The 24,716-nt window shown below is 64.5% G+C and carries 30 protein-coding genes and 1 pseudogene; 14 read left to right on the forward strand and 17 right to left on the reverse strand.

Features of this window, described 5'->3' with window-relative positions; translation table 11 throughout:
• Positions 1-226: 226 nt before the first annotated feature.
• Both CV102_RS21890 and CV102_RS21895 read right to left on the reverse strand, forming a co-directional pair.
• Positions 227-691, reverse strand: a complete 465-nt coding sequence (locus CV102_RS21890; RefSeq protein WP_187433073.1) for a pyridoxamine 5'-phosphate oxidase family protein — start codon at positions 689-691, stop codon at positions 227-229.
• A gap of 412 nt (positions 692-1,103) precedes the next feature.
• On the reverse strand, positions 1,104-1,316 hold the full coding sequence (locus tag CV102_RS21895) for a YgaP family membrane protein (protein ID WP_148860152.1): 213 nt from the start codon (positions 1,314-1,316) through the stop codon (positions 1,104-1,106).
• A 79-nt stretch (positions 1,317-1,395) separates the two neighbouring features.
• Between CV102_RS21895 and CV102_RS27095 the strand changes: the two genes are divergently transcribed.
• Both CV102_RS27095 and CV102_RS21900 read left to right on the forward strand, forming a co-directional pair.
• Entirely contained in the window at positions 1,396-1,518 is a 123-nt protein-coding gene (locus CV102_RS27095) for a hypothetical protein (RefSeq protein ID WP_267903140.1), read from the forward strand.
• Between the two features lie 25 nt (positions 1,519-1,543).
• Positions 1,544-1,993 carry a universal stress protein gene (locus CV102_RS21900; RefSeq protein ID WP_148860153.1) on the forward strand — a complete coding sequence of 150 codons (450 nt, stop codon included), beginning with the start codon at positions 1,544-1,546 and terminating at the stop codon, positions 1,991-1,993.
• A 33-nt stretch (positions 1,994-2,026) separates the two neighbouring features.
• Here CV102_RS21900 and CV102_RS21905 read toward each other — a convergent pair whose 3' ends face one another.
• Positions 2,027-3,244: a CBS domain-containing protein gene (locus CV102_RS21905; protein WP_148860154.1), complete on the reverse strand. Its 1,218-nt coding sequence runs from the start codon at positions 3,242-3,244 to the stop codon at positions 2,027-2,029.
• Between the two features lie 121 nt (positions 3,245-3,365).
• Positions 3,366-4,004 (reverse strand): phosphoribosyltransferase, encoded by a 639-nt coding sequence (locus CV102_RS21910; protein WP_148860155.1) that lies wholly within the window; start codon positions 4,002-4,004, stop codon positions 3,366-3,368.
• A gap of 144 nt (positions 4,005-4,148) precedes the next feature.
• Between CV102_RS21910 and CV102_RS21915 the strand changes: the two genes are divergently transcribed.
• Positions 4,149-4,667, forward strand: coding sequence for a DUF2267 domain-containing protein (locus tag CV102_RS21915; RefSeq protein WP_148860156.1), 519 nt, complete (start codon positions 4,149-4,151; stop codon positions 4,665-4,667).
• 58 nt (positions 4,668-4,725) lie between these two features.
• Here the strand turns inward: CV102_RS21915 and CV102_RS21920 are convergent, their stop codons facing one another.
• Positions 4,726-5,988, reverse strand: a complete 1,263-nt coding sequence (locus tag CV102_RS21920) for an MgtC/SapB family protein (protein ID WP_148860157.1) — start codon at positions 5,986-5,988, stop codon at positions 4,726-4,728.
• 168 nt (positions 5,989-6,156) lie between these two features.
• Positions 6,157-6,471 carry a hypothetical protein gene (locus tag CV102_RS21925; protein WP_148860158.1) on the reverse strand — a complete coding sequence of 105 codons (315 nt, stop codon included), beginning with the start codon at positions 6,469-6,471 and terminating at the stop codon, positions 6,157-6,159.
• 213 nt (positions 6,472-6,684) lie between these two features.
• On the opposite strand from CV102_RS21925, the gene CV102_RS21930 reads away from it, so the two are divergent.
• Positions 6,685-7,125, forward strand: coding sequence for a DUF7539 family protein (locus CV102_RS21930; protein WP_148860159.1), 441 nt, complete (start codon positions 6,685-6,687; stop codon positions 7,123-7,125).
• A 9-nt stretch (positions 7,126-7,134) separates the two neighbouring features.
• Positions 7,135-7,584, forward strand: coding sequence for a universal stress protein (locus CV102_RS21935; protein ID WP_148860160.1), 450 nt, complete (start codon positions 7,135-7,137; stop codon positions 7,582-7,584).
• A gap of 126 nt (positions 7,585-7,710) precedes the next feature.
• Here CV102_RS21935 and CV102_RS27285 read toward each other — a convergent pair.
• Positions 7,711-7,830 (reverse strand): annotated as a pseudogene (locus CV102_RS27285) (chloride channel protein); the annotation flags it as partial.
• Between the two features lie 336 nt (positions 7,831-8,166).
• Positions 8,167-8,976 (reverse strand): HesA/MoeB/ThiF family protein, encoded by an 810-nt coding sequence (locus CV102_RS21945; protein WP_148860161.1) that lies wholly within the window; start codon positions 8,974-8,976, stop codon positions 8,167-8,169.
• A 130-nt stretch (positions 8,977-9,106) separates the two neighbouring features.
• Here CV102_RS21945 and CV102_RS21950 point away from each other — a divergent pair, with 130 nt between their 5' ends.
• Positions 9,107-10,015 (forward strand): universal stress protein, encoded by a 909-nt coding sequence (locus CV102_RS21950; RefSeq protein WP_148860162.1) that lies wholly within the window; start codon positions 9,107-9,109, stop codon positions 10,013-10,015.
• A gap of 197 nt (positions 10,016-10,212) precedes the next feature.
• Here the strand turns inward: CV102_RS21950 and CV102_RS21955 are convergent, their stop codons facing one another.
• Entirely contained in the window at positions 10,213-11,553 is a 1,341-nt protein-coding gene (locus CV102_RS21955; protein WP_148860163.1) for a TIGR00341 family protein, read from the reverse strand.
• A gap of 78 nt (positions 11,554-11,631) precedes the next feature.
• Entirely contained in the window at positions 11,632-12,066 is a 435-nt protein-coding gene (locus tag CV102_RS21960; RefSeq protein WP_233710773.1) for a pyridoxamine 5'-phosphate oxidase family protein, read from the reverse strand.
• Positions 12,067-12,255: 189 nt separating this feature from the next.
• On the opposite strand from CV102_RS21960, the gene CV102_RS21965 reads away from it, so the two are divergent.
• Positions 12,256-13,653: a hemolysin family protein gene (locus CV102_RS21965; RefSeq protein WP_148860164.1), complete on the forward strand. Its 1,398-nt coding sequence runs from the start codon at positions 12,256-12,258 to the stop codon at positions 13,651-13,653.
• Positions 13,654-13,830: 177 nt separating this feature from the next.
• Positions 13,831-14,187 carry a DUF7344 domain-containing protein gene (locus CV102_RS21970; protein WP_148860165.1) on the forward strand — a complete coding sequence of 119 codons (357 nt, stop codon included), beginning with the start codon at positions 13,831-13,833 and terminating at the stop codon, positions 14,185-14,187.
• A gap of 110 nt (positions 14,188-14,297) precedes the next feature.
• On the opposite strand, the gene CV102_RS21975 is transcribed toward CV102_RS21970, so the two are convergent.
• Positions 14,298-15,176, reverse strand: coding sequence for a universal stress protein (locus tag CV102_RS21975; protein ID WP_148860166.1), 879 nt, complete (start codon positions 15,174-15,176; stop codon positions 14,298-14,300).
• Positions 15,177-15,261: 85 nt separating this feature from the next.
• On the opposite strand from CV102_RS21975, the gene CV102_RS26440 reads away from it, so the two are divergent.
• The 3 genes from CV102_RS26440 (at position 15,262) to CV102_RS21985 (ending at position 16,471) form a co-directional block, all read left to right on the forward strand.
• On the forward strand, positions 15,262-15,537 hold the full coding sequence (locus CV102_RS26440) for a hypothetical protein (protein ID WP_222863724.1): 276 nt from the start codon (positions 15,262-15,264) through the stop codon (positions 15,535-15,537).
• 36 nt (positions 15,538-15,573) lie between these two features.
• Positions 15,574-15,978 carry a universal stress protein gene (locus tag CV102_RS21980; RefSeq protein WP_148860167.1) on the forward strand — a complete coding sequence of 135 codons (405 nt, stop codon included), beginning with the start codon at positions 15,574-15,576 and terminating at the stop codon, positions 15,976-15,978.
• Positions 15,979-16,051: 73 nt separating this feature from the next.
• Complete coding sequence (locus tag CV102_RS21985; RefSeq protein ID WP_148860168.1) at positions 16,052-16,471, forward strand: universal stress protein; 420 nt, start codon at positions 16,052-16,054, stop codon at positions 16,469-16,471.
• A 111-nt stretch (positions 16,472-16,582) separates the two neighbouring features.
• Here CV102_RS21985 and CV102_RS21990 read toward each other — a convergent pair whose 3' ends face one another.
• From CV102_RS21990 to CV102_RS22005, 4 genes are all read right to left on the reverse strand, one after another.
• A complete protein-coding gene (locus CV102_RS21990; protein WP_148860169.1) occupies positions 16,583-16,996 on the reverse strand; it encodes a hypothetical protein in 414 nt (137 codons plus the stop codon).
• Complete coding sequence (locus tag CV102_RS21995) at positions 16,993-18,759, reverse strand: serine hydrolase domain-containing protein (protein ID WP_148860170.1); 1,767 nt, start codon at positions 18,757-18,759, stop codon at positions 16,993-16,995. Before CV102_RS21995 ends, CV102_RS21990 begins: the two co-directional genes overlap by 4 nt.
• Positions 18,760-18,835: 76 nt before the next feature.
• The gene (locus tag CV102_RS22000; protein ID WP_148860171.1) at positions 18,836-19,597 is read right to left on the reverse strand and encodes a proteasome assembly chaperone family protein; all 762 of its coding nucleotides are present in this window, start codon (positions 19,595-19,597) and stop codon (positions 18,836-18,838) included.
• Positions 19,598-19,683: 86 nt separating this feature from the next.
• Positions 19,684-19,935 (reverse strand): hypothetical protein, encoded by a 252-nt coding sequence (locus CV102_RS22005; protein ID WP_148860172.1) that lies wholly within the window; start codon positions 19,933-19,935, stop codon positions 19,684-19,686.
• Between the two features lie 143 nt (positions 19,936-20,078).
• On the opposite strand from CV102_RS22005, the gene CV102_RS22010 reads away from it, so the two are divergent.
• Entirely contained in the window at positions 20,079-20,549 is a 471-nt protein-coding gene (locus tag CV102_RS22010; protein ID WP_148860173.1) for a universal stress protein, read from the forward strand.
• Between the two features lie 9 nt (positions 20,550-20,558).
• Here the strand turns inward: CV102_RS22010 and CV102_RS22015 are convergent, their stop codons facing one another.
• Positions 20,559-20,801 (reverse strand): hypothetical protein, encoded by a 243-nt coding sequence (locus CV102_RS22015; protein ID WP_148860174.1) that lies wholly within the window; start codon positions 20,799-20,801, stop codon positions 20,559-20,561.
• A 121-nt stretch (positions 20,802-20,922) separates the two neighbouring features.
• On the opposite strand from CV102_RS22015, the gene CV102_RS22020 reads away from it, so the two are divergent.
• Entirely contained in the window at positions 20,923-22,746 is a 1,824-nt protein-coding gene (locus tag CV102_RS22020) for an SLC13 family permease (RefSeq protein ID WP_148860202.1), read from the forward strand.
• A gap of 29 nt (positions 22,747-22,775) precedes the next feature.
• Here CV102_RS22020 and CV102_RS22025 read toward each other — a convergent pair whose 3' ends face one another.
• On the reverse strand, positions 22,776-23,192 hold the full coding sequence (locus CV102_RS22025; RefSeq protein WP_148860175.1) for a pyridoxamine 5'-phosphate oxidase family protein: 417 nt from the start codon (positions 23,190-23,192) through the stop codon (positions 22,776-22,778).
• A 216-nt stretch (positions 23,193-23,408) separates the two neighbouring features.
• Here CV102_RS22025 and fer point away from each other — a divergent pair, with 216 nt between their 5' ends.
• On the forward strand, positions 23,409-24,650 hold the full coding sequence (fer, locus tag CV102_RS26825) for a ferredoxin Fer (protein ID WP_148860176.1): 1,242 nt from the start codon (positions 23,409-23,411) through the stop codon (positions 24,648-24,650).
• Positions 24,651-24,716 lie beyond the last annotated feature (66 nt).

Raw genomic sequence — 24,716 nt, forward strand, 5'->3', positions numbered from 1 at the left:
CCGTTCGACGGTCTAAAATAGATCGTTACCGGCCGTGGAAAGCCGATCGTGGAGTTGCCAATAAATAGTATACCGCGACGATGACGAAGTTACAGGGCCCCAGAGAGGGAGCTGATGGCGTTCCGTTCTCGGAAGCGATACGATCCGCGAAGAGACGTCGGACTCTCGTCACCCGTCTCTGGAATAGTGATCAACCGAATGCTCCCCGAGGTTGTTCGGAAACCCATTAGACGACGCTCTCTCTGGATCCGACGAACTGACCGCGGCCCGTGATTTCGCTGATATCCAGTTCGTACCACACCGTCTCGTACTCGGAGAGCGGTTCGTTAAACACCTCGAGGGTCGCCTCTTCGCCCACCACCGAGAATAGCGTCGCCGCTTCGGCCAGGTCGGCGTCCGGAACCTGTCGGATTCGGCCCCGGATGACGACGCTTTTCCACTGATTTGGCGTGGCCCACTCGTAGACGGTGAGACTCGCGAGTTCCGTTTCCGAGACGAGAGATTGTTTCATGCTTTCCTCCCCAATTACAAATCGGAAAAAACACCGGTGGGAATCGCCGTCGTAGGCGAACGCGATCGGGATCGTGTACGCTTCGCCTTCCTTCGCGATGCCCAGGACGCCGAGCCCCTGCTCCTGGAGGAACGATTCGATCTCGTCAGCCTCTAACTCTACCCCGATATCCTGTGACATACCGATGCGTAGGATGGGCGATGACAAAAAATACGGCCTTGGGTTATCCCCCGCGGTAGCGGACGGCACGACCTCGAGTCGCATACCGTCGCTCGCGTCGGAACGGTAGCTTTTCGGCTCCGACTGAGAGCGTTATCTACGCTGCTCTCGGCACAATAGCGTATGTCGGTGACAGAATTCGCCAGGAAAGCGAGTGAGCGCAGCGCTGATCGACCCGGAGACAGGTGTTCCGTAAACGGCTCCGGCTCGACCGGCGAATCGCGTTTTCCCGTCAGATTCCTCGTCCGGGTGAAGGACGTTCGCGTCACTCATCGCGTCGCCGAACCGTCGAGCGTCGGTGATCGTTACCGCGACGTGAGTCGCGTACGCCCGGATCGGCGAGCTCGAGGTCGAACACCCCGTCGTGGCGAAACTACTCGCTCGTATCGATCCCGGCTGCTTCGTTGATCGGACACTTTCGAGTTGCACCCGTCACGAGCAGGACGGCGCCGACCAGCAGTGCCACACCGGTGACGATCAGGCCGATCTCCCAGAACCCGACTAACGTCGCGATTCCGGCCAGCACGAGGACGGTTCCGATGACGATTCGCGCATTTCGGTCCATTCCGCCGACGTTCGGTTGCACGGTGGTCCCCTCGATTACAGAAAGTGCCGCAGTAACAAAAAACCGATCAGCCGCTCTTCGACCAGTTGCCGGTACTGCCGTGCGACCCGTTGCATTCGGCGCCGAGATCGTCCGCACGCTCGGCCGGCGCACCCGCGAGGAGGCTGCCGTCCGGACGAACGCGATCGAAAACCGCGTCGATCGGTCTACCGCACCGATTTAACTCGCTCGGGACCGAACTACCGCTCATGAAGTTCCTCGTAGCCGTCGACGGATCCGAGGAAGCAGAGCGCGCCATCGCCTACGCCGCCGACATCGCGGACGCGATGGACAGGCCGATCACGATCGTCCACGCGATCGACCCGAACGTCTACGAGGAGGGGGGTAGCGACCCGATCTCGTCACTCGCGGACGCCGACCAGCGGCTAGTTCTCGAGAGTGTCGAAGACGCCGAACGCCGAGCGATGGACCTTCTCGAGAACGCAGGCGAACTCGCCGACGAATTCGGCGCCGACGCCGAGACCGAACTGCTCTACGGCGATCCGGTCACGACGATCGCCGACTACGCCGAGGACGGTGAGTTCGACGGCGTCTTCGTCGGTCACCGTGGACGATCGGAACGAACCGATCTCATGATCGGCAGCGTCGCGAAGGCGCTCGTCGAACGAGCGAGCGTTCCGGTGACCGTCGTTCGCTGAGGGCGTCGACTCGCGTCCGCCGACTGGCGGCGATCACTCCTCGAGTAGCCAGCCGAAGCGTTTCTCCCAGAACGCTTCGTCCGGCGGCTTCTTGGTCCGTCCGTGGGTTTTCTGGTCCCGGATCTGCCGTTCCAGCACGTCGCGCGCCTCGTTGAGCGCGTGGCTCGCACCGTATCCCTCCCCGGAGCCCACGTACAGTCCCTGGTCGGTGTGGAGCCGGATGCGAGCGAGAAGCAGCGGTACCCCTCGGCGTTTCTCGTCGTGCTCGTGGAGGTGAACCTTCGCGTCCAGCACGGTCATTCCGTGGTCCCGGTCGTCGAAGGTGTCGATCATCGCCACGATATCCTCGTAGGACGTGTCGTCTATCAGGTCGGTACCGTAGACCTGAACGGCCCGGTTCCCGCCGGCCTCCCACGTGAGCGACTCGAGTACGTCGGTCTTCGTAACGATGCCGTGTGGCGAGCCGTCGTCGGTGACGACCAGCGACGACCCGTCGATCTCGAACATTTCCTCGACGGCCGTCTCGAGGGTTTCGCTCGGCGCGATCGTCCGTACCGGGGCGACCATCACGTCCCGGACCGGGAGGTCGAGGATCCGCTCGAGTTCCCCCTCCCGGGCGCCGTAGCCGCCGCGGCGGGCGCGCGCGGTGCTGGAGGAGATCTCGCCGCCGAACGGGTCTGTTCCGCCCGCGTCACCACCCTGGCTCTGTACCTCGGACCTGACCGTCAGGGCGGTCACGTCGTACAGACTGAGGATCCCGGCCGCCGTGTCGTCCTCGACGACTGGCAGGTGCGTGATGCGGTCCTCGCGGAAGCGGTTGAGCGCGTCGCCGAGAGTCGAGCCAGGATGCAGCGAGACGAGGTCCTCGGAGTAGGCCTCGGCGACGGTCGCCGCGTCGAGATACGGCGCGACTTTCTCGAGGATCCCGTCGACGGTGACGGTCCCGATCAGGTCTCGACCTTCGAAGACGGGGAGCAGTCGCGAATCACTGTCGATCATGAGCTGTGCGACCTTTCGGATATCTTCGTCGGGGGTCAGTCGAGGGACGTGCCAGACCAGGGAGCCGAGCTTTTCGTTCGGCTGGCGGTGCGAGGTAGCGAGTTGCCGCCTGGTAACGACGCCCTCGAACTCGTCACCGCGGACGACGACTCCTCTGACGTCGGAATCCGCGAACGTCCCGACGAGCTTGGAGACGGTGGTTTCCGGTGAAAATTCGACGTACTCCTCCGAAACGATATCATCGATGTTCATGGTTTGTGTGGTATTGCCGGTCGGGTTCTCGACGTCGAACCCGCGCTGTTTGCGAGTGCATTCGTTGCTGAAGTTCAAATACTCGGTCGTCGTTCTCGAGGGCTGACTCTTCGCACGGCGGTCACGTCTCGAGATACGCCATTGCCTCCTCGTCGGACACCTGCTCGAAGTTCGTGTAGAACTGTCCGACGCCCCTGAAGTCGACGGGCGTCTCGAGACAGACGACCTCGTCGACCTCCGCTTCGAGTTCGTCGATGGTGTCGGGCGGGCCGACCGGTACCGCGAGGACGAGGCGCTCGGCGTCCGTCCGCTTGAGCCTCTCGAGGCAGGCCCTGACGGTCGACCCCGTCGCCACGCCGTCGTCGACGACGACGACGGTTTTGTCGGTCAGGTCGGGTTCCGATCGCTCTCCCCGGTAGCGGTCGGCCTTCCGACGGGCGTTCTCCGCTTCCACCTCGCGCTGTTGCTGGAAGTACTCGTCGTCGCCACCCGTACCGCGGAACGCCGCTTCGTTTCGCCAGACGCTGCCGTCGCTCGCGACGGCGCCGATGGCGTACTCCGGGTTACCGGGCGCCCCGATCTTCTTCGCGACGACAATGTCGAGCGGCACGTCGAGCGCGTCGGCCACCGCGCGCCCGAGCGGAAGTCCGCCCCGTGGAATGGCGAGCGCGATATCCGCGTCGATATCCCGTTCTCGAAGAGCCTCCACGAGTCGCTCCCCCGCTTCTGTCCGGTCTCTGAATCGTCGAGTCTCGTCCATCGAACAGTGGTGGAGGACGTGACGCAACTATATATAATTCCAAGGGTGCTTCCGAGAAGCAGACTGTCGTCGTCCCGGGACGTTCTCGCGACGGAGGACGTAACATGTAGCTTGACGTCTCTGGTCGACGACCGCGCTAGTACGATGAACTTCGACGAGTTCACGGGCAAAGTACAGCACCGACTCGAACTACCAGATACCGGCCGGACCGTCCGGGCGATCCGGGCGACGCTTATGACTTTGGGACAGCGGATTCCGGAGGGTGCAGCCGAGGACCTCGCCGCTTCGCTCCCGATGGAAATCAAGTGGTACATGACCGGCGCCGTCCAGGAGCACGGGCAGCGATTCGACTGGCAGGAGTTCATCTCGCGCGTCAGTGAGATCGAGGGCGACCGGACCGATCCGACGGAAGCCGCGTACCACGCCCGAATCATCGTCGACCTCGTTGAGTCGCTGGTGCCGCCGTCGGACTTTCAGCAGCTCCGCAACCAGCTTCCGGAGAGCGAAGACGACGAGAACTGGCGCAAGCTGTTCGAGGTGGTCGACGCCGGCGGGTGGAGCGACGCACAGGAATCCCAGACCGGCGGCGGTCCGCAACCCGAGACCGAGGCACAGCTCGACTCCGGAGCTGCGGGCGACGAACCGTACGACACAGAAGAGTAGCGACCCCCCGGACGAGATGCGACGGGCCCGGTGGGACGGTGCGCAACGCGGACACTGGTCACGCGAGAACGAAGACGACGAGTCCAGTGATGGCGACCACGGCCATCGGCGCTGCAGCCTTCGACCTCATCCGTCCGCTGACGAGTTCGACCAGTACTATTTTCGCGGCCAGGCTCGCGGTGATTCCCAGCACGACCATTCCGGCCGCCTGTTCGGCGCCGGCGGTCCCGTCGTTGAAAACCGTCGCTGCACTCACCGCGACGGCGGCCGACGACACGAGTCCACCTGCGAACGCCGTTGCGTACAACCCGAGGTTCCCGAACCACATCTCGGCGAACACCGAGCCGAGCAGGATAGCTGCGTACGCGACCGAGAACTTGGCAGCCGCCGTCAGCGAGAGCGGTGACTCGAGATCGAGGTCGAACTGCTCGTAGATGTTTCCCCTGTGCCACAGGACGGCAGCGATCGCGACGGTCAGTACGATCATCACGACGACCGGCTGCCAGAGGGCCCAGAGCAGTCCGGCCGCGAGGACGACGGCAATGGCAGTGTTTCGTACGATCATCGAGACGGTCGCCAACAACAACGCGCTCGAGGCCGCATCGAGCGTGTCGCGAGACTGGTTCGCGATCCTGGCGAGGACGCCGGCCGTCGCGAACGAGTTCGCGCCGCCCGCGAGCAGCCCGGTGACGGCCAGTCCCTTCGAGCCGCCCAGTTGACGCATCGATACGTACGAGGTGAACTCGATCAGTAATACGAAGATCGCGAACAGGAGCACCTCGCGGAGCACCAGGACGCCGAACGGGTCGATCGGGTCGTCCGGGGTGATCGGATACAGGATGAACACCAGCGCGCCGAGTTTCAACGAGTCCTGGAGTTCCTCGTCGGAGACCTCTTCGACGTAGCCGTGGAGCCGTTCTTTCTCTGCCAGGAGCACGACCAGCACGATGGCGATCGACGTCGACTCGAAAAACCGCCCGTAGCCGACGAGGAGTCCGAGCAACGCGACGAGAAAGACAGTGACGGAGGTCGTGAATCCGACCTCGGATTCCTCGGATCCGGACAGGGTGACCCGAACGTACACGATAGCCAGCGCGAACGCGGCGGCGAGCCCGAGATAGATGGCGAGAAACGCCGGAGACCCCTCCCGGTGGCCGACGTGTACCACGATCGGACCGGCGCCACACAGGAGTGCCAGCGTGCGCAGCCCTGCGAATTTCCGCGTCGGACGTCGCTCCCGTTCCAGGCCGATCAGCCCGCCCGTCGCGATCGCCACGAACACCCGAACCAGTAGCACCGGGACCGCGATCATGTCCGTCATCGGCGCTCCACTCGGCGAACCCGTCCCCGTCGACGTTCGTCCTCGCTCGCCCGTCGAGACATTCGTTCGTCAGTCACGTGGCGCTCCACGGACAAACAGGTCGCCGAACGATCGGGGACCTCGACGGGTCGGTCCATCGCCGGTGGTGGGGCCGGCTCCAGGGCGCGTTCACTCGTAGCTGATCCCCTGGATTTCGTACCGGTAGACCTTCGGCTCCGCCTTGACGAGGAGATACTGCGTGTCCCCTTCCTGTTCGAACCCGTGAAAGCGCGAGCGGGGGTTACCCGGATTCAACGAAGCCGACTGGTCCCCGAGACCGAACCGAAGCATCGCGTTTCGCTGGCGGACGTCGTCCGTCTGTTTCGCCTCGACCGCTATAATCTCCCCGGTGTTCCCGACGTCGACCGTGCCGGTGAGTTCCCACGTGTGATCGCCGTACTCCAGTTCCTTGCCCTTGATCTCGGGCCACTCCGTTTCGGCCATATCGACGAGTACTGTACAGAACCCAATCCTTCTTTCGAGTGTAAGAGAGATTACGTGTTTCTCGGCGGTCTCGGAGCTTCCGGTCCGCAAGAGGCGTCAGCGGGGAGGACGGGTCCGAACAGTCCTTCGAGACGAAGCGCGTTCGCGGGGGCGAGCGGTCGCCGTCGCGCTCGAGGACGTAGATTGATTACGCGCCTCGGAGACGCTCCACCTATGCCGACGTTTGCAACCGAACTGGAGGTGCTGGAAGAAGTCCGAGACCGGCTCGACGGCTGGCTGTACCGCGCTCGGGAACGCGCGTTCTCGGAACTCTTCGAGGGCGAAGACGCGTTGCTCACCGAAGAAGAGCTACGATTGCTCGACGAACTCGATTCCCGACTGAGCCGGGAACAGGGACGGGGGCTGTGGGACGCCGACGACTACGGCATCGTTCCGACTGGCACGATCGACGAGGAGAGCACGCCGCGCGTCGTCTGTACGACCCACCCACAGCTGCCGGCGGACGGCTACCCGGGCGAGGAGACCCTCGATGCGACGACGAAAAAGAAGCTGAACGACGCCCTATGGGAGTACTCGCAGCGAGTCGTCGAACTCACACAGCAGGAACTCGAGGAGTTCGTCTGGTCGGCGGACGTCGAAACGTGGGGGGAGTAACGAGCGCCGATGTACGACACGATCCTCATCCCGACCGACGGCAGCGCCACCGCAGAACGGGCGCTCAACGACGGGCTCGACATCGCGCGACGGTACGGCGCCACCGTTCACGCGCTGTCCGTGATCGACGTCGCCGAGCTGCTGGAAGTCGACTACCTCGGAGACCGGTCCGATTTCGAGGCGACGATCGAGCCCCTCGAGGACGAGGCCAAGCGCGCGGTCTCGACCGTCGAGGAGTACGCACGTCAACTGGACGACGTGGAGGTGATCACGGTGGTTCGCGAGGGCGATCCATACGAGACGATCGTAGCGTACGCCGACGACGTCGACGCCGACCTGATCGTCATGGGAACCCACGGACGGCGCGGGCTGCCCCGGTATCTGCTCGGGAGCACGACCGAACGCGTCATCCGCACGGTCGACGTCCCGGTGATGGCGGTGCGAACCCCCGAGGAGTGAGGACGCCCCGGTCGTGAAGAGCCGTCCGAGACGGGATCGGAACGACCGTCTCGGCTTGATGTCGACGCCGCGCTCGAGCAGCCCGGGCACGTAGATACTTCGTTCGTTGACCCGTCTCGAGACCGACCTGCTGAGGCGACAGGCGACGGCGAGCGATAGAACAATTCGGACGTCGACGGTCAACCTGTAGCTGATAACGATGGCGGAGAGGGGTGCGTGAGCGGCGCCAGCGGAGACTGCGCCCATTCCGACGGATGCCTAAGTGTGGGGGCTGGCGATCACGCCCGGAAACGCGCCGACGAGAATCTCGGGAAGGCAAACAACGACACGACCCCGACGTCGGTGCTCGAGGGTATTCTCGAGGCGCTTCGTCCAGTTCCAGATCGACGTTTCGCCGGGCGAACCGTTCCAGGTCCTCGAAGACGTCGTCGTGGAACCCCCAGATGCTCACCTCCACCCCCTTGATCTTGTCTTCGTACGGATGGTTGCCGCTCGTCAGCCACGTCCAGTCGAACTGTCCGGGACACCGGCTGGAAAGGTGTAATCACTTGCTGTGTTCATCGTCAGTGACCGATAGTCCGGCTACTCGCTGATTCGACAGCGATCGTCGTAGTCGACGTCGTCGACGGCTGTTATTCCGTCGGGTCCACAGACGGGACACTCGGGACGGCGTTCGAGCGGCGTCCTGGTAAACGTCGCGTCCGACGCGTCGTATCGCAACAGCCGATCGTCGAGCACCTCGCCGACTTCAAGGCAGTGCTTGAGTGTCTCCGTCGCCTGGAGACAGCCGATCGTCCCCGGAAGGGTGGGGAAGATTCCCATCGGTTCGCCAGAGGGGATCGCGTCGTCGTCCGGAGCTGCCGGCAGCAGGCACCGGTAGCAGGGTCCGCCGGGACGGAACGCCATCATCTGTCCCTCGAACCCGTACACCGCGCCGTGGACGAACGGGATCCCGGCGAGTCGAGCGGCGTCGTTGACGAGGAAGCGTGCGGGAAAGTTATCCAGTGCGTCGACGACCGCGTCGTATCCCTCGAGGAGCGACTCGACCGTCTCGGACGTCACTCGAACGGGATGTTTCTCGACGGTGACGTCGGGGTTGAGCGCGTCGACGAACCGGGCCGCACTGTCGACTTTCGGCTCTCCGATGTCGTCGACGCCGTGGACGATCTGCCGCTGCAGGTTCGATCGTTTGACGCGCCCCTCGTCGACGATCCCGATCGTCCCGACCCCGGCCGCCGCCAGGTACTGGATCGCCGCCGAGCCGAGGCCGCCCGCTCCGACGACGAGCACGCGACTCGAGAGCAGCGTTCGCTGATCTGACTCGTCGAACCCGTCGATCATGAGCTGTCGCGAGTATCGGTCTAACTGGCGAGAATCGAGCGAATCGCTCATACGGAGGGGTACGACGAGCGAGGAAATAAACGACCGCACCGGAGGCGGTCGACGCGGTACTCGATGGACGGACGTGTAACGGACCGTGGCTTTCCACAGAGCCAAGACGGCCGTCGTCGTAGGGGGCGCCATGTACGATGACGTTCTCATCGCCACCGACGGCAGCGACGTCGCAGCGAACGCCGCGACGGTCGGCATCTCGCTCGCACGGACGCTCGGGGCGACGGTCCACGCCCTGTCGGTCGTCGACGAACAGCGAGGGGACGACGCGGCGCGTCGCGATCGGCGCGAGGCGGACGCGGAATCGATTGCGACCGACGCGGCCGATGCGGGCCGCAACGCCGACTCGATCGTCCGGAGCGGCCGCCCCGCGACCGAGATTCTAACGTGTGCCGACGAAATCGGCGCCGGCCTGATCGTCGTCGGAACCCACGGGCGGACCGGGATCCGACAGGTAGTGCTCGGGAGCGTCGCACTCGAGGTGATCCGCGAGGCGCGCCAGCCCGTCCTCTCGGTTGCCCCGGACGCGTCGTGGGACGAGGGAGCGCGAGTCGACAACGTCTGTCTCGCGACCGACGGCTGGAAGGGATCGAGGGCCGCAACCGATCACGCGCTCTCGGTGGCCGAGGCCGCCGATGCAGAGCTGCACGCACTGTACGCCGTGGACGTACCGTCCAGCGTCCCAGAGATGCGGGACGGGTTCGAGGAACACGGCGAGAAAACGACGACGGACGTCGTAACCCGGGCCGAGGAGCGCGATCTCGAGGCGACTGGCACGGTCGTACACGGAACGGCCCACGAGACCATCCTCGAGTACGTCGAGGACGAAGCCGTCGACGTACTCGTTATGGGGACGGAGGGGAAATCGAACCTCGAGCGACTCGTCATCGGGAGCGTCTCCCAGCGCGTGGTTCCCAACGCGACCGTTCCCGTCCTTACCGTGCGAGCGACTCGTAACCGCCGAGCGGGCTCCGCCGCTCTCGTCGCGTTCGGGCCGGTACCGTTTCATCCACTCGCGGCTCCCGTAAGACAGCGTTAACGACGGCAACAACTGCTTGAAACACCGTTCTCCTATTACGTTCGTACATTCGTAACTATACCTCTCTCGAGAAAATGTACTCGTCGAGGGAACGAAACGGTCGTAACGGTCCGAGCAATGAGACGTATCGACCGACGAGGCGACCGCGCGGCCGCGCCGAGCGAAGCGGCGGTCGCTCGAGACGAGATGCCAGCGGCTCACCGATCGGCAGGTGCGGTGTGAACGACCACTCGATCGCCCGAACTCTCATCCCGCTGTTCGGCGACGACGTACTGGACTTCGACGACGACCGGATCATCCACGTGTGCGGCGATGCGCTCGTAGATCCGATCGCTGAGTTCCGGCTCCGGCCCCGGATCGTGTCCACTGATCCTGACGACGACGCGATCGATCGACCGAATCGGGTAATCGTCGTCGAGGATCACCTCGACGCTTTCCTCCCTGACGTCGTCGTATTCCGGATCCTCGAGCACCGCCGCGACTTCCTCGTCAGCGGTCGATTTCAGCTGGGTCGTCTGGAACTCGAGCAGCGTAATGCCCCCGAGAGGTGCCGCAAGCACCAGCAACGCGATCCCGAAGATCGTCGCGTATCTGATCGTCGGCTTCCGGGTCGGAGACACTTCGAACAGTCCCTGCGGTCGGTAGCCAGCGACCCACAGCGTGACCAGTGCAGCGGCGTTGATCGACAGGACGTTGACGACGACGAGGACGAACGCGCCCGCAGCCGCACCGTACATCCCCCAGCCAGCCGTGATCCCGACGGCTGCCGCGGGCGGGATGAGTGCCGCGGCGATCATCACACCGACGATCGCCTCCGAGAACCCCCGCGTGAGACTCAGGATGCCGGCGACGCCGGCACCCAGCGCGACCGCAAGCGAGAGGAGGTTCGGCGAGACGCGCTCTTCCAGTTCGGCGACGACCACGATGTCGACCCCTGCCGGCTCGAGCCCCCCCAGGCGAGCGAGAACGGCGATTCCGATCGACGCGGCGATGACGATGGCGACACCGACAACCTGGTACCTGAACCCGGTCGATCGGAGTTCGTCGTCGCCGGTGACGATACCGACGTTTGCAGCCAGGGCCGGTCCGATCAGGGGGGCGATGACCATCGAGCCGACTACCACCGCAGGCGAGTCCGACAGCAGCCCTGCCGTAGCGACGACCGAACTGATCAGCAACATCACGATATAGATCGAAAACGTCGGCGTGAGTTCGTCGGCTCTCGTCCGAAGTACCTGCCTCGAGGTTCGTTCTCCCCGCTGTCCACCCTGGCTATACCGATCTATCAGTTCGTCGAACTCCCGAGAAATGACCGTCTCGGCGTTAATGACGACGACGCGTGCGTCGTCGAGTCCAGCTTCGTTCAGTCGGTCGAGCACCGACTCGACGGCACGTGTCGGAAGTGGGAACCTGACGACCGCGTCGGCCCCGCTGGCGCTCGTTTCGTCGCTTACGACGTACTCGATTCCCTCCGCGTCGAGGACGTTGAGGACGGCCTGTCGTCGTCCCTCCGGCACCGTGATCTCGAGATACCGCATGGGACGATGCGACAACGGACGGAGGTATAACTCTACGTCGTCCCGTCCGATCGGGCGGTCCGAGAGTCAACAGGATCGTCACTCGGAGAGCGCCACGCCCGACAGCTCCTCCGCCCGGAGTTCGTACCACTCGAGGTCGACGTCGCCGGCGGCAACGTCGATGTCTTTCGCCACGCGATAGTACCACGCTTCGACGTCGTCGTCGATCTCGTCCTCGGAGAGCGGTTCGAACGATCCGCTCAGAACCACGCTCGTCCAGTCGTGCGGACCGTCCCACTCGTAGACGGTGAGACAGACCTCGTCGGTCGTCTCGATGAACTCGCGCTTCTTGCTGTCTTCGGCGAACCCGAGGTCCATGATCGCTCGCTCTTCGTCCGCGTCGTACGCGAACGACATCGGGATGCCGTACGCCCGGCGCTCCTTCGAGAGACAGAGCACACCCGTCGCCTGCTCGTTCAGGAACTCGGTGATCTCGTCCGCTGCCATCGTGTGGCCGTACCACGGATCGGTCATTGGTGACACCACTGGTACAGACCATGGAGACGCTTATAGAAGATACAGGAACCCGTCGACCGAACGGAAAGAGCGGTCGAGACGAGTATCATCAGTCGAGATGCTGTACTGGCATCGTAATTTGGTAGGGACGGCGTACGGCGCCCGCCCGTCACGCCGTTTTTTTATTACCCTCTCGTACAGCGACCGATGGGACTGGCAACTGCAGGAGCGCTCGAGCAAGCGGCGTCGTTCGCGCCAGTCGGACCGGAGCCGGCGGTCACGACCGTCGCGACGATCGGGCTGGCGACGCCCGCTCCAGAGCTACCGCTATGGCTCGTGACCGCTGCTGGCGTGCTCACGATCGCGATACTGATGGGAGTCTCGGGATTCTTTTCGTCGTCCGAAATCGCGATGTTCGCGCTGCCGAAACACAGGCTCGACGTACTCCTCGAGAGCGGAGCGCCGAACGCGCCCGTCGTCAAAGGTCTCCGCGAAAATCCCCACCGGCTACTCGTCACGATTCTGGTGGGGAACAACGTTGCGAACGTCGCCATGTCGAGTGTCGCGACGGCGCTGCTCGGGCTCTACGTCACCGAAGGGCAGGCCGTCCTGATCGCGACGTTCGGGATCACGTCGCTCGTGTTGCTCTTCAGCGAGAGCGCGCCGAAGTCCTATGCCGTCGAAAACACCGAGTCGTGGGCGCTCCGCGTCGCCCGGCCGATACGCTACGCGGAGTACCTCCTGTACCCCTTCGTCGTCCTGTTCGATAAGCTGACCCGCATCGTCAACGGGCTCGTCGGCGCCGAGACGTCGATCGAGTCCGCCTACGTCACCCGCAGCGAACTCCAGGAACTGATCGAGGCCGGAGAGCGCGCCGGGGCCATCGAACCCGACGAACGCGACCGGTTGCGCCGCACGTTCAGATTCGACGAGACGCCGGTGAGCGCGATCATGGTCCCTCGTCCGGACGTCGTGGCCGTCTCGACGACGGACTCGCTCGAGACCGCGCTCCAGACCTGTGCACACTGCGGGTTTACTCACCTCCCCGTGTACGAGGGGAGCCTCGACACCATCGTCGGGACGGTCCACGTCTGCGACCTGCTCCGGGAGCGGGACTACGGCGAGCGCGAATCGGACGAGATAGAGCTCACGGACGTGATGCGGCCGACGATCCACGTCCCCGAGACCATGCCAGCCGACGAGGTGCTCGCGGAGATGCAACGCGCACAGGTCCACCTGGCAGTCGTCATCGACGAGTTCGGGACCACGGAGGGGATCGTCACCACGGAGGATCCGACCGAGGTGATCACCGGCGAGATTCTCAGACCGGACGAACCGTCTCCGATTCGGATCGTCGACGAGCGGACGGCGATCGTTCGCGGCGACGCCTCCGTCGCGATGGTCAACGAAGCGCTCGATCTCACCCTTCCCGAAACGCCGAACATCGACACCATCGCCGGACTCGTTCTCGATCGAGCCGGACGCCTCCCCGAAGCGGGCGACCGAATCGCTTGCGACGACACCACGATCACTATCGAGGACGTCGACGACAGGCGGATCGTCAGCGTCCGGCTCACTCGGTCGGCGGCGGGCGACGAGCGATAGCACGGCCTTGGCGCCGACCCGATCCAGTTTCGTACGGCGCCGGACGGGTTCGTATACCGCCGGGTTCGGACCGCCTCCGACATCGGTCATCTCAGTAAACTGTTCGAGAGCTGCGGTGGTTTCACCCGGTGGGAATCGGATCAGGGAACTTTATCAAATCCACACGACGTACGAGACATGAGCGAGTGTCCAATCGTGGACGAAGATGGAAACGTACGTTGCACGTGTGACGTGGACGACCTTCTTCGACTCCTTGCAGACTCTCGTCGTCGGGAGATCGTCTCCGCGCTGGAAACACACGACGACAACTGGACCGATGTCGAGAACCTGCAGGGAACCGTACTCACCACGAGCGGGAAGGCAAACAGCAGCGACTTGAAAACGGAGATCCACCACGTCCATTTACCGATGCTCGAGGACCGGGGACTCATCGATTACGATAGACACAGCGAGACGATACGTTACTATCGCTGTGATTTCGTTTCGAACATGCTCGAGGCGATCGATGTGAGACGATCGCCCGTCGAGGGATAGCGTCGTCGCCTCGCCGCCGTTCGACCGGGTGGCCCTCTCGAGCGCGACGGTCGATCGGCTCCGTACTCGAGTTTGCGGCCGAGAGCAGTCGGTCGATCCCACTCCGGAACCTAGCTGACTGCCAGGACCGGGATCGCCGATCGACGGACGACGCGAGCCGTGGTGCTTCCCAGCAACCGGTCGGCGTCGACGGTCCGTCCCCGCGTCCCCATGGCCACGAGGTCGGCGTCGACTGCCGACGCACACTCGAGCAGTTCCTCGGCCGGGATGCCCCGACGGACCTCGGTCGTCACGGAGAGCCCCCGTTCGCGCGCCATGTCCGCGACCGTCTCCGTCGCGTTGCGTCCGCCCTCGGTGAGCAACCCGACGATGCTCCGCGGCGCGTCCTCGAGGTCGTACGGTGTCGAATCGACCACGTAGACGGCGTGGACGTCGGCGTCGTATCGCGCCGCGATCTCGAGTGCGTTCTCCGCGGCGCGCTCGGCGGCGTCGCTCCCGTCGGTCGGGATCAGCACCTGCTCGTACAGTCCGTCTTCTGACGCGGGTTCCTCGTCGTCTTCGGACAGTCGAACTGAGAGGACCGGCACGTCCGCGAGCGTGATCACGCGTTCGGTGGTACTGCCCAGCCGGGCGCGCTCGGCGCCGGTCCGACCGTGCGTCCCCATCACGATCGCGTCGACGTCGTGTTCGTCGGCGTACGCGAGAATCTCGCTGTGGGGGACTCCCTCACGCACCTCGCGGGCGGCCCGCAGGTCGTGCGCTTCGGCCCGATCCGTGATCCGGATCGTCGCTTCGAGCCCCCGTCTCTCGGAGGGGGCCCGGAACGCTTCACGGTCGTCGGCGCGCATCTCGTTCGGCTCGCTTCCGGTGTCGACGACGTAGAGGGCGTGAACGGTTCCACCGTACGTCCAGGCGAGGTCGGTCGCGTGCGCGATTGCCGCTTCGGAACCGGCGCTGCCATCCGTCGGAACGAGGATGGTCGTGAACATACTGGTTCGCTCGGTCCGAGCCCCTATCAAAAGCACTCCTACGTTCATCGAACGTGATCGATCCCCGTCCGAACGGAGCCGCGCGATGGTAGTCCTCGCCGTCGTCGCAACCGCGGATTCGGCGGGAACCGCTCGAGCCAAACGGTGCCTCCACGATCGACCTCAGAACGAGACGCACCTCGACTCGTTGGACGCCGTCGGTGTAATCGAGCGTCCGCCGAGTTCGCAGTCCCGCCGGCGTGATACCGGCCAGGAGCTGTTCCGGGATGCCGTCGAACCCTCTCCAGAAACACCCTCGGACGGCTCGAGCCGGGTCAGCTTCGACCAACGCAAACGGGCTCCGAGCGCGACGGGACTGTAACTTATTTGTCCCGGTCAGTGGTGGAATCCTCACAGTATGTACGAGACCATTCTCGTCGCGACGGACGGCAGCAGCCCGGCAAACCGCGCGGTCGACGCCGCGGTCGATATCGCGTCGACGTTCGACGCCGACCTGCACGTGGTTTCCGTCGTCGATACCAGCAGATACGGCGACTCGATGCTATCGGGCACGGAGGACGTCATCGACGAGCTCCGAGGGCGGGCCGAAGAGATCCTCGAGGACGTGGAGACGCGAGCAGACGTCGACGTGACTACCGAGATACGGCGCGGCCGGCCCCACGAGGAGATCGTCGGATACGCCGACTCGACTGACGCCGACCTGCTCGTGGTCGGGAATCGAGGCCTCGGCGCCAGCGGCCAGATCGGCAGCACCGCGGAACGCGTCGTCAGGTACGTCGACCGGCCAGTGCTCACAGTCTGATGCCTTCGATACCGACCTATCAACTCGATCGGTACTAGCTATTTGGCAGCTTTCGACGTGGATTTCGACGCCAATGTACGACACGATTCTCGTTCCGACCGACGGAAGTGATCCGGCAAACCGTGCGGTAGAACACGCACTGACCCTCGCAGACAAGTACGACGCCGACGTGCACACGATGTACTGCGTCGAGACTCACCGATACGGCGAACCCGCGCTGAGCAGCGCCGAAATCGTCCTCGACAACCTCGAGGACCGCGGTGCCGCGATGCTCGAGGAGATCAGCGACCGGGCCGACAACGCCGGGATCGAGTGTAACTGGAACGTGTGCCACGGCCAGCCCTGGGAGGAGGTCCAGGAAAAGGCGGCGGAACTCGACGCAGACCTGATCGTGATCGGCTATCAGGGACAGAGTCACACACGAACGAACAGGATCGGTAGCGTCGCCGAACGAATCGTGCGAACCGCGGATCGACCGGTCCTGACCGCCTGACCACATCTCGTCTCACTCACCTCGAGGGTGCGACGCCGAGCGGTCGTCGCTGCAGTCGTCGTGATCGGCGAAATGCCCGGCGGAGACGGACCGGGACTCCACACGGAGTGACTAGTAGCCAGGCGGGAGGAACCCAAGCGCGGAGAGCTGCCAGACGAATAACACGCCGAGAACCGCCAGGATCGTCTGATGGATCCGACCGGCCAGCGACCAGTAGCCGTTGTACCAGGCGACGGCGGCGCCGGCGACGGTGGCGGCGGCGAACGCGGCGATGAACGGCGGGAGCCAGAGCGCGAGGCGAAGCGGGAACGGCTCGGTTACGACTGCGAGTTCTCCACCACCGATGGCGAAGCCACCGACGAAGAGCGCGACGAACGCGAGCGAACTCACGCAGAGGGCGACCGCGGCTGCCCGCGAGAGCCACGCGGGAGCGGTGAGCCGACGACCGACCCCGCGAACGAGCCGTTCGAAGCGATCCCCGAACCCGTCACGGAACGACCGCGAGTCGTCCGGTCGAGCCGTCATTCCGATCCCTCCGTCTCGCTCTCGGAGGCCTCGGCGTCGCTCTGAGAAGCGATGTTCGTCGCTCGATCCTCGTCGTCGTGACGTCCTCGCCACCATCGCCACGCACCGAGGCCGCCCCAGCCGATCGTCGACAGCAAGAATCCGCCGAGAGCGATACCGGTCGCGCCGCCCGCGACACGCTGCCGCTCGTGAACCGGAACCGGCTCCCAGGAGAACTCCGCGTCCGAACTCCGGTATCCACGCACGACGCCACCGTCCTCGACCTCGAACGCCAGGGCGTCGTATCCGTCGACCTCGTGATAGACGTACGGCTCGGTTTCGACGAAGCGCTGCTGATCCTCGCCAGCGACGTCGAAGACGAGTTCTCCGTCACCGGCCGACTCGATGGTCGCCTGGCTCAGCCGGACGATGACCTTCCCGAGTTCGGATTCGGGTTGCCAGGTCGGCCCATACTCGTCCGCGACGCGTTCGGCTCGCTCTCCCGCATCCGGATCGGTCGGGGGATCGGCGGTGGACGCGTCGAATCCCAGGTCGTACTCGTCGACGAGTTCCGCGATCACCCTGCGTACGGCTTCCGCTTCGGTCTCCCCGCCTCGAGCGTTGTACCCGACGAAGATACCGACGTCGTGCTCGACGGAGAGGACGAGGTCGCTGAGAAAGTAGATCGTCGCTCCCGTGTGGGCCAGGGCGTCGTCCTCGGGTCTGCCATCCTCCCAGAGTCCGTACGCCCATCCGTTGATCGCCGGGTGTCGCTCGTACTGCCGTTCGTGCATCGTCCGAACCGTCTCCGGTTCGAGAAGCCGCGTATCACCGACCGTTCCGTCCTCGAGGTGAGCGCTCACGAAGGCCGCCACGTCGGTCGCGGTCGCGCTCATCGATCCCGCCGGCCGCCAGTTGATGTAGACCGGATCGGCGACCGCGAATCGGTCGCCGTCAGGCGTATGCGGGCTCGCGAGTTCACCGGGGTGGGTATCGGGAACCGGCTGGACGAACGTGCTGTGGTCCATCCCGAGCGGCTCGAAGATCTCCGACCGGGCGTACTCCTCGAACGTCGTCTCGTGGGCCTCCGCGACGACGTGACCGGCGAGCATGGCCCCGTAGTTGGAGTAGGCAACGGCTTCTCCCGGCGGTCGCCGCCGCTCGGGACGGTTCTCGAGCAGTGCGGTTTCCAGCGACGTGAGTTCGTCTCGGTGGTCCACGACGCCGGGATTTGGAACCCAGCCGAAGCCGGCGGTGTGCGTTCCGAGGTGACGGAGCGTCACCGGCTCCTGGTAGGTGTCCGGAATCTCGACCGCAGAGTCCGCGAGATACGCGTTCACGTCCTCGTCGAGATCGAGCGTTCCTCGTTCGACCCCCTGCATGACGGCCGTGAAGGTCACGACCTTGGAAACCGAGCCGAGCCGAAACAGCGTCTCGTCCGCTCGAACTGGCACGTCGGAATCGGCCGCGACGGTACCGTATCCCTTCGAGACGACCGTCTCTTCGCCGTCGACAACGGCGACGACCGCGCCAGGAGTTTCGTCGCCGATCCGTTCCGCCACGAGGTCGTCGACGAACTCCTCGAGCGCCGCCGGATCGTCGAACGTCCGCTCGCTCGTCCCCGAGAGCGCGCTCGGTGACGCGTCCGTGGGCTGTGATCCCCCGGACACTGTCCCGGCCCCGACGATTCCACTCCCCCCGAGGGCCGCGAGGAGGCGCCGCCTCGAGACGGAACGAGAGCGGCCACCGTCGAAAGCAGCCCCTTTCGGACGATTCGGAGCCATTTGTCCACATCCACGACGCTGAAACGGAAAAGTGTCACACCGGGAGTCGAGGGACGACCCACGCACGTATCACGGGTTACTGAAACATTCCGGTCGGCGTCGGCTGTTGCTGTCCTCCCTGCTCTTCGGCCATCTGCTGGTACTGCTGTGCGACCTGTTGCATTCGTTGCTGGACCTCGTCGGCCTGCTCGTCGAGCGCCGTCGTATCGATATCGAACTCGACGAGCGGCTCGAGCGCGGTCTCGATGACGGATTTGGCCGCCTGCGGATCCGGCAAGAACGGGTGGGAGCGAACGATCAGCAGGGCCGCCGGGATGTCCGCCTGGTAGCACTCCCGCACGAGCGAGCCGGTGACGCCGCCGACGAGACCCGGTTCGTCGGGAACCGGAATGTCAGCGTCGACGAGATCCCGCTTGATCGCTTCGGTCGTCCCGACGCCGGTTACCGAACCGATCTCGCCCTCGGATTCGGCGGGTGCCCCGGCGAGGAAGATCGCCCGGCTGAACTCGTCGGCGAGGTCCTCGAGCACGCACCGGGATAGCGGTTCGAACGCCGGTTGCGGGAGCGCGAGGTCGCTCTCGAGGGTCATCACCGCCGGATCGGAGCCGGCGTAGACGCGAACGAGGTCCTGGACGAGTCCGTTCTCGAACGTGACGACGGGTGGGAACTCCTCGGACGCGATGTTCCCGTAGTGGTCGAGCTCGAGCTGGTCGGTGATCTGATCGACGGCGATCGCCGCGACCAGCCCGTGGCCGGGCAATCCTTCGACGAGTGTCGGGGAGTTCGCCGAAACCTCTGCGACCTGTTCGAACGATGCTGATGGAGTATGGTCGGTCATCTGCCCCACGCTACACCGTCGGTCGTAGTATAAACCCGTTCCCGATCAGTTGATGCGTGCCGGACCCCCGGTCGTGACGAGAGAAGCTACCCGAAGTAGACGGCGAGCGCCAGCACGAACAGGACCGCGTGCCAGACGATCGCCGCCGCCATCCGTTTCGGCTGCCCGGTCGGCAGAGGCGGATTCCGAAACATCGCGTCGTAGACGAACACGGTCGCGACGAGCGCGCCGAAAAATATCCCGATGTGGAACTGGAGCGTCGTCACGAGGCCGAGCACCACCCCTCCTAGGAGGCTCGCCGCAATACCGATGAGTATCTTGTCGTGGCGGCTGATCATTTTCATCCCCTCTATCAGACGGTAACGGCTCGACCGGCCAAGAACCCTCGACCGTTCTCAGGAACCGGGAACGTAGCCGAACGGATCGCCCCGTTTGCACGAACGCCCGGTGGCTATTTGCTCGAACCCGAGGTACAGGACGTATGACGCGGACCGTCCTAGTCCCGACGGAAGGATCACCGCTCTCGATGAAGGCGCTCGAGACGGCGCTGACCGACTACCCGGACGCCGACGTCGTCGTCTGTCACGTCATGGATCCGATCGGCTCGGGTCTCAGTCTCATCGACGTCATGCGGCCGACGTTCGACGACGGCTCCCCTCCGGGGTCGGTGTCGCCGGAGTACTGGCGCGAGTGGCACGAGAAAGCGGAATCGAAGGCCCAGGCGGTCTTCGACGACGCGCGGGAGATCGCGGCGGAACACGACCGGAGCGTCGAGACCGTCCTCGAGTTCGGCGAACCCGACGACGTCATCCTCGAGTATGCCGAGGAGCACGACGTCGACCGGATCGTGATGGGTAGTCACTGTCGAACCGGCGCCGAACGGTTCCTGCTGGGCAGCGTCGCGGAGACCGTAGTCAAACGAGCACCGGTCCCCGTCATGATCGTCCGGTGACGCGACGGTTCAGTACCGACGTGGCGACTCCTCTTTCGCGTCGAACTCGAGGGCCTGCTCGTGGATCGACGGTCCGTCCTCGTCGTCGGGGTGCCAGCTAGTTCCCTCGCGGTCGAGGAGTTGTACGTCGGCACAGCGGACGCACCGGAGCGGGTAGACCGGACCGACCGCCTCCGTGACGACGACCTCGTGGTCCCACGGGTGGTGCCAGTCGTGGCCGTACAGCCGGCACTGCCAGTTCAGGAAGCTCATATATTGGCATACGGTCTCACGATGATTAAGCGACTCGGCGAGCGCTCGTCTCGGCGGGACGGAACTCCCTCGATCTCTGAATCTGGACAGCTTCATGTCCGATTCGGTAGACGAGGACGGTATGGACGTCTCGTTGGCGGCAGCACCCCCGGTCGAGACGGACATGCTCGTCGTCTTCGCGATTCTGTTCGTGACGCTCGTCCTGTTCGTCTTCGAGCCGATCCCGATCGATATCGCCGCCATATCGATCCTCGTCGTCCTCGTCGCGCTCGAGCCCTGGACGCAGGTCACCCCGGAGCTCGGCCTCTCTGGATTCGCAAACCAGGCGACGCTGACGGTTCTCGCGATGTTCGTCCTGAGCGACGGGATCCAGCGGACCGGCGCGATCCGCATTCTCGGGGACTGGCTGATCTCGCTAACGGGAGACGACGAGCGAAAACAGCTAGCCGCGACGATCGGCCTCGCCGGGAGTACTGCGGGCTTCATCAACAACACGCCGGTGGTCGCCATGTTGATCCCGATGGTGACCGACATCGCCGAACGAACGAACACGTCCCCGTCGAAGCTTCTCATTCCGCTCTCGTATGCAGCCATGCTCGGAGGGATGCTCACGCTCATCGGCACGTCGCCGAACCTCCTCGCGAGCGACATCTCCGGCCGTATCATCGACCGTTCGTTCACGATGTTCGAGTTCACGCAGCTCGGGATTCTCGTGCTGATAACCGGGGCGATCTACCTATTGACGATCGGGCACCGTCTCATCCCCGAACGGATCGACCTGGACACGGACCTCGCCGACCAGTTCCAGCTGCGGGAGTACGTCTCCACGATTCGGGTCACTGCGGACTCCCCGTTCGTCGGCGCTACCGTCGGCGAGATCGAGAACCGGATCGGCCGAGACCTCGAGATACTCCGCATCCTCCGCCGAGGGAAGATCATCCACCGGGATCTCGAGGACAGGACCGTCCGGGCCGGGGACCGGCTGCTGCTTCGCTCGAGCCGACGAACGCTGCTCGAGGTCACCACCGTTCCGGGCCTCGAGTTCGCGGCCGAACCCATCGCGGAAGAGTCGAACCCGGCCGTGGAAGGCGACCGGACGCTCGTTGAAGTCATCGTCGTTCCGGAGTCGGCGATAGCGGGCGAATCGATGACCGCAAACGAGTTCGGGCGGCGATTCGATAGCCCGATACTCGCGATTCGTCGCCAGGGAGAGCTCCTGGAGCAGCGACTCTCGACGACGGTGTTGCGCGGCGGAGACACGTTGCTGGTGCAGGCGGCGAGCGAAGCCCGCGAACAACTCATGACCGACCCGAACTTCGTCCTGGCCCAGGAAGTCGAACGACCCGACTATCGCCGGTCGAAGATACCGATCGCCGTCGGGATCGTCGCGTCCGTCGTGATCGTGGCCGCACTCGGCGTTCTCCCGATCGTCGTCACGGCGCTCGCGGGAATGGCGGGGATGGTGATCTCGGGCTGCGTGAAACCCGAAGAGGTGTACGACTCGATCGACTGGCAGGTCATCTTCCTGCTCGCCGGCGTGATCCCGCTCGGAATCTCGATGGAAGCGACCGGCGCCGCCGAATACCTCGCCTACCAGATAACGCCGTTAGCGGACGTCGTCCCGCTACTCGTCTTCGTGATGGCGTTCTACATGCTCACGGCGATCATCACCGAAGTCATCACTAACCTCGCGAGCGTCGCCCTGATGGTGCCGATCGCGGTCGACGTCGCCACCGAGATCGGGTCGGAACCGTTCTCGTTCGTCCTGGTCGTGACCTTCGCCGCGAGCACGGCGCTCATGACCCCGGTCGGCTACCAGACGAATCTCATGGTGTACGGTCGCGGCGGCTACGAGTTCACGGACTTCATCCGCGTCGGCCTCCCACTCCAGTTGCTCCTGGCGGTCGTCACGTCGCTGGGGATCGCCGCCTTCTGGGGCGTGTAACCGCACTCTGTCAGCAGGTTGGGCGACTGCTATCTCGAGGATCTACCGGTTAGTTCGTCGATTTCGAGCGTGTACCACTGCAGTTCGACCTCCTCGGGCGGATGGTCGAACACCGAGATCTCGACGTCTTTCGCGTACTCGTAGTAGAGTTCCTCGAGGTCGTGATCGATTCCATCGCTCAGTTCGTCGAGTTCTCCGGTCGCGACCACGCTCCGCCAGTCGGTGGGAGCGGTCCACTCGTAGACCGTCAGACAGCTTCGCTCCGTCGTCTCCAGGAACGATCGTTTCTTGCTTTCCGGGCCGAAGCCGAGATCGAGAACGAACCGGCCGTGGTCGCTGTCGTACCCGTACGACACCGGGATTCCGTAGGAGTGGCCCCCCTGGGAAAGCGAGAGAACGCCGGTTCCGCGTCCGTACAGGAACGCCTCGAGTTCGTCGTCGGTCATACTCGTCCCGTAACCATGTTCTGACATCGTTATCCCGTCTACCTCGAGTTTCCGTGCTAGACCGCGGGGATCGGCGTTGCTGACGAGGGTACCCTACGCGAACCGTGAGTATTAATCCGGGGGTGTATCACCCGTCGGTGGGACAGCCGATCCCGGAGCCGGTCCGGAAAGACACTAGAACTACTTCCGAACGGGTGTGGAAGAAGGTCAACCGAGATGTACGACACGATCCTCGTGCCGACAGACGGGAGTGCAGTCGCAGAGCGCGCAGGCGAGTACGCGATCGAACTCGCAGACCGGTTCGGTGCGACGCTTCACGCGGTTCACGTGGCCGAAGACGAGGGACTCATCGGCGGCAACGACGATGACGGAGAACAGGCCGTCGACGCGTTCGCCGACCGCGCAGCGAAACGAGATCTCGAGGTGACGACGGAGCACCGCGACCAGGACGCGCCGATCCACCAAGAAATACTCGACGCCGCAGACGGCTGTGACGCGGACCTCGTCGTGATGGGAACCCACGGCCGGAGCGGTCTCGATCGGTTCATCGTGGGGAGCGTCGCCCAGCGAACGTTGCGGGAGTCGTCCGTTCCGGTCGCGACCGTCCACGAGGAGACCGCCCTCGAGGCCGACGTCGAGCGACTCCTGGTTCCGACCGACGGCAGTCGCAGCGCGACGACCGCGCTCGAGCACGCCATCGATCTCGCGGTCGAGACCGGCGGGCGGCTCCACCTCGTTCACGTCGCCGACGAGACGCCGCTCGACGACGAATCGACGACCGTCGACGTCTCGAGTCCGGACGATGGCGACGAGATCGGGCTCGAGGCCGTCGACGATGCCGTGGCACGCGTTCGCGACTCGGAGCTAGACCGGGTCGACGTCTCGGTCCCCGGCGGCAGGGTCGACCAGCAGATCCTCGCAGCGGCGGCAGAACGCGACGCCGACTGCATCGTGATGGGAACTCACGGCGAGACCGGCCTGCGGCGCTACCTCCTCGGGAGCACGACCGAACGCGTCGTCCGCTTCGCCGGCGTCCCGGTGATCGGTATCAGCGCGCCCCGGGCAGAGACTGCGACGGTCGAATACCTCGATTACCAGGTCGTCGACGAACGGGGCTGGTCGCTCGAGGACGACGATCTCCTCGAGCGTGCTGCAGAAGCCGACCTCGACGCGGAAGCCCACGGCACGTTCGAGGTAGCACGTGACGAGTACGTACTGGATGCGGCCGAGGCTGCCGGCCACGACTGGCCGTTTCACTGCCGGGCCGGCGGCTGCGTGAACTGTACCGCGGTGCTGCTCGAGGGAGACCTCGAGATGGACGTCCAGCGGAGCCTTTCGGAGGAAGAGGTGGAAGAAAAGGGCTTCCGGCTGACCTGCGTTGCGACGCCAGCGAGCGATTCGCTCAAGCTCGTATACGGGGCAAAACACCTCGACGAACTGCGTGATCGCGTCGTATAGGGCACCTACCAGCAATAGCTTTATTTGAGCGATCGGTGTCCGTGTGGTCACAATTACGTGACACGA

The organism is Natronococcus pandeyae, assembly GCF_008122205.1.
Classification (GTDB): Archaea; Halobacteriota; Halobacteria; order Halobacteriales; family Natrialbaceae; genus Natronococcus; species Natronococcus pandeyae.

What these genes read in the sequence shown, in the direction of transcription:
- CV102_RS22015 (WP_148860174.1), bottom strand. Translation starts at nt 20,801, where the DNA reads ATGAGCTTCCTGAACTGGCAGTGCCGGCTGTACGGCCACGACTGGCAC.
- CV102_RS21985 (WP_148860168.1), top strand. Translation starts at nt 16,052, where the DNA reads ATGTACGACACGATTCTCGTTCCGACCGACGGAAGTGATCCGGCAAAC.
- CV102_RS22000 (WP_148860171.1), bottom strand. Translation starts at nt 19,597, where the DNA reads ATGACCGACCATACTCCATCAGCATCGTTCGAACAGGTCGCAGAGGTT.
- CV102_RS21945 (WP_148860161.1), bottom strand. Translation starts at nt 8,976, where the DNA reads ATGAGCGATTCGCTCGATTCTCGCCAGTTAGACCGATACTCGCGACAG.
- CV102_RS21890 (WP_187433073.1), bottom strand. Translation starts at nt 691, where the DNA reads ATGTCACAGGATATCGGGGTAGAGTTAGAGGCTGACGAGATCGAATCG.
- CV102_RS22020 (WP_148860202.1), top strand. Translation starts at nt 20,923, where the DNA reads ATGGACGTCTCGTTGGCGGCAGCACCCCCGGTCGAGACGGACATGCTC.
- CV102_RS21975 (WP_148860166.1), bottom strand. Translation starts at nt 15,176, where the DNA reads ATGTTCACGACCATCCTCGTTCCGACGGATGGCAGCGCCGGTTCCGAA.
- CV102_RS21970 (WP_148860165.1), top strand. Translation starts at nt 13,831, where the DNA reads ATGAGCGAGTGTCCAATCGTGGACGAAGATGGAAACGTACGTTGCACG.
- CV102_RS21955 (WP_148860163.1), bottom strand. Translation starts at nt 11,553, where the DNA reads ATGCGGTATCTCGAGATCACGGTGCCGGAGGGACGACGACAGGCCGTC.
- CV102_RS22025 (WP_148860175.1), bottom strand. Translation starts at nt 23,192, where the DNA reads ATGACCGACGACGAACTCGAGGCGTTCCTGTACGGACGCGGAACCGGC.
- fer (WP_148860176.1), top strand. Translation starts at nt 23,409, where the DNA reads ATGTACGACACGATCCTCGTGCCGACAGACGGGAGTGCAGTCGCAGAG.
- CV102_RS21960 (WP_233710773.1), bottom strand. Translation starts at nt 12,066, where the DNA reads ATGACCGATCCGTGGTACGGCCACACGATGGCAGCGGACGAGATCACC.
- CV102_RS21950 (WP_148860162.1), top strand. Translation starts at nt 9,107, where the DNA reads ATGTACGATGACGTTCTCATCGCCACCGACGGCAGCGACGTCGCAGCG.
- CV102_RS21900 (WP_148860153.1), top strand. Translation starts at nt 1,544, where the DNA reads ATGAAGTTCCTCGTAGCCGTCGACGGATCCGAGGAAGCAGAGCGCGCC.
- CV102_RS26440 (WP_222863724.1), top strand. Translation starts at nt 15,262, where the DNA reads ATGGTAGTCCTCGCCGTCGTCGCAACCGCGGATTCGGCGGGAACCGCT.
- CV102_RS21905 (WP_148860154.1), bottom strand. Translation starts at nt 3,244, where the DNA reads ATGAACATCGATGATATCGTTTCGGAGGAGTACGTCGAATTTTCACCG.
- CV102_RS22005 (WP_148860172.1), bottom strand. Translation starts at nt 19,935, where the DNA reads ATGATCAGCCGCCACGACAAGATACTCATCGGTATTGCGGCGAGCCTC.
- CV102_RS21990 (WP_148860169.1), bottom strand. Translation starts at nt 16,996, where the DNA reads ATGACGGCTCGACCGGACGACTCGCGGTCGTTCCGTGACGGGTTCGGG.
- CV102_RS21980 (WP_148860167.1), top strand. Translation starts at nt 15,574, where the DNA reads ATGTACGAGACCATTCTCGTCGCGACGGACGGCAGCAGCCCGGCAAAC.
- CV102_RS21995 (WP_148860170.1), bottom strand. Translation starts at nt 18,759, where the DNA reads ATGGCTCCGAATCGTCCGAAAGGGGCTGCTTTCGACGGTGGCCGCTCT.
- CV102_RS21910 (WP_148860155.1), bottom strand. Translation starts at nt 4,004, where the DNA reads ATGGACGAGACTCGACGATTCAGAGACCGGACAGAAGCGGGGGAGCGA.
- CV102_RS21965 (WP_148860164.1), top strand. Translation starts at nt 12,256, where the DNA reads ATGGGACTGGCAACTGCAGGAGCGCTCGAGCAAGCGGCGTCGTTCGCG.
- CV102_RS21925 (WP_148860158.1), bottom strand. Translation starts at nt 6,471, where the DNA reads ATGGCCGAAACGGAGTGGCCCGAGATCAAGGGCAAGGAACTGGAGTAC.
- CV102_RS21935 (WP_148860160.1), top strand. Translation starts at nt 7,135, where the DNA reads ATGTACGACACGATCCTCATCCCGACCGACGGCAGCGCCACCGCAGAA.
- CV102_RS21920 (WP_148860157.1), bottom strand. Translation starts at nt 5,988, where the DNA reads ATGACGGACATGATCGCGGTCCCGGTGCTACTGGTTCGGGTGTTCGTG.
- CV102_RS22010 (WP_148860173.1), top strand. Translation starts at nt 20,079, where the DNA reads ATGACGCGGACCGTCCTAGTCCCGACGGAAGGATCACCGCTCTCGATG.
- CV102_RS21915 (WP_148860156.1), top strand. Translation starts at nt 4,149, where the DNA reads ATGAACTTCGACGAGTTCACGGGCAAAGTACAGCACCGACTCGAACTA.
- CV102_RS21930 (WP_148860159.1), top strand. Translation starts at nt 6,685, where the DNA reads ATGCCGACGTTTGCAACCGAACTGGAGGTGCTGGAAGAAGTCCGAGAC.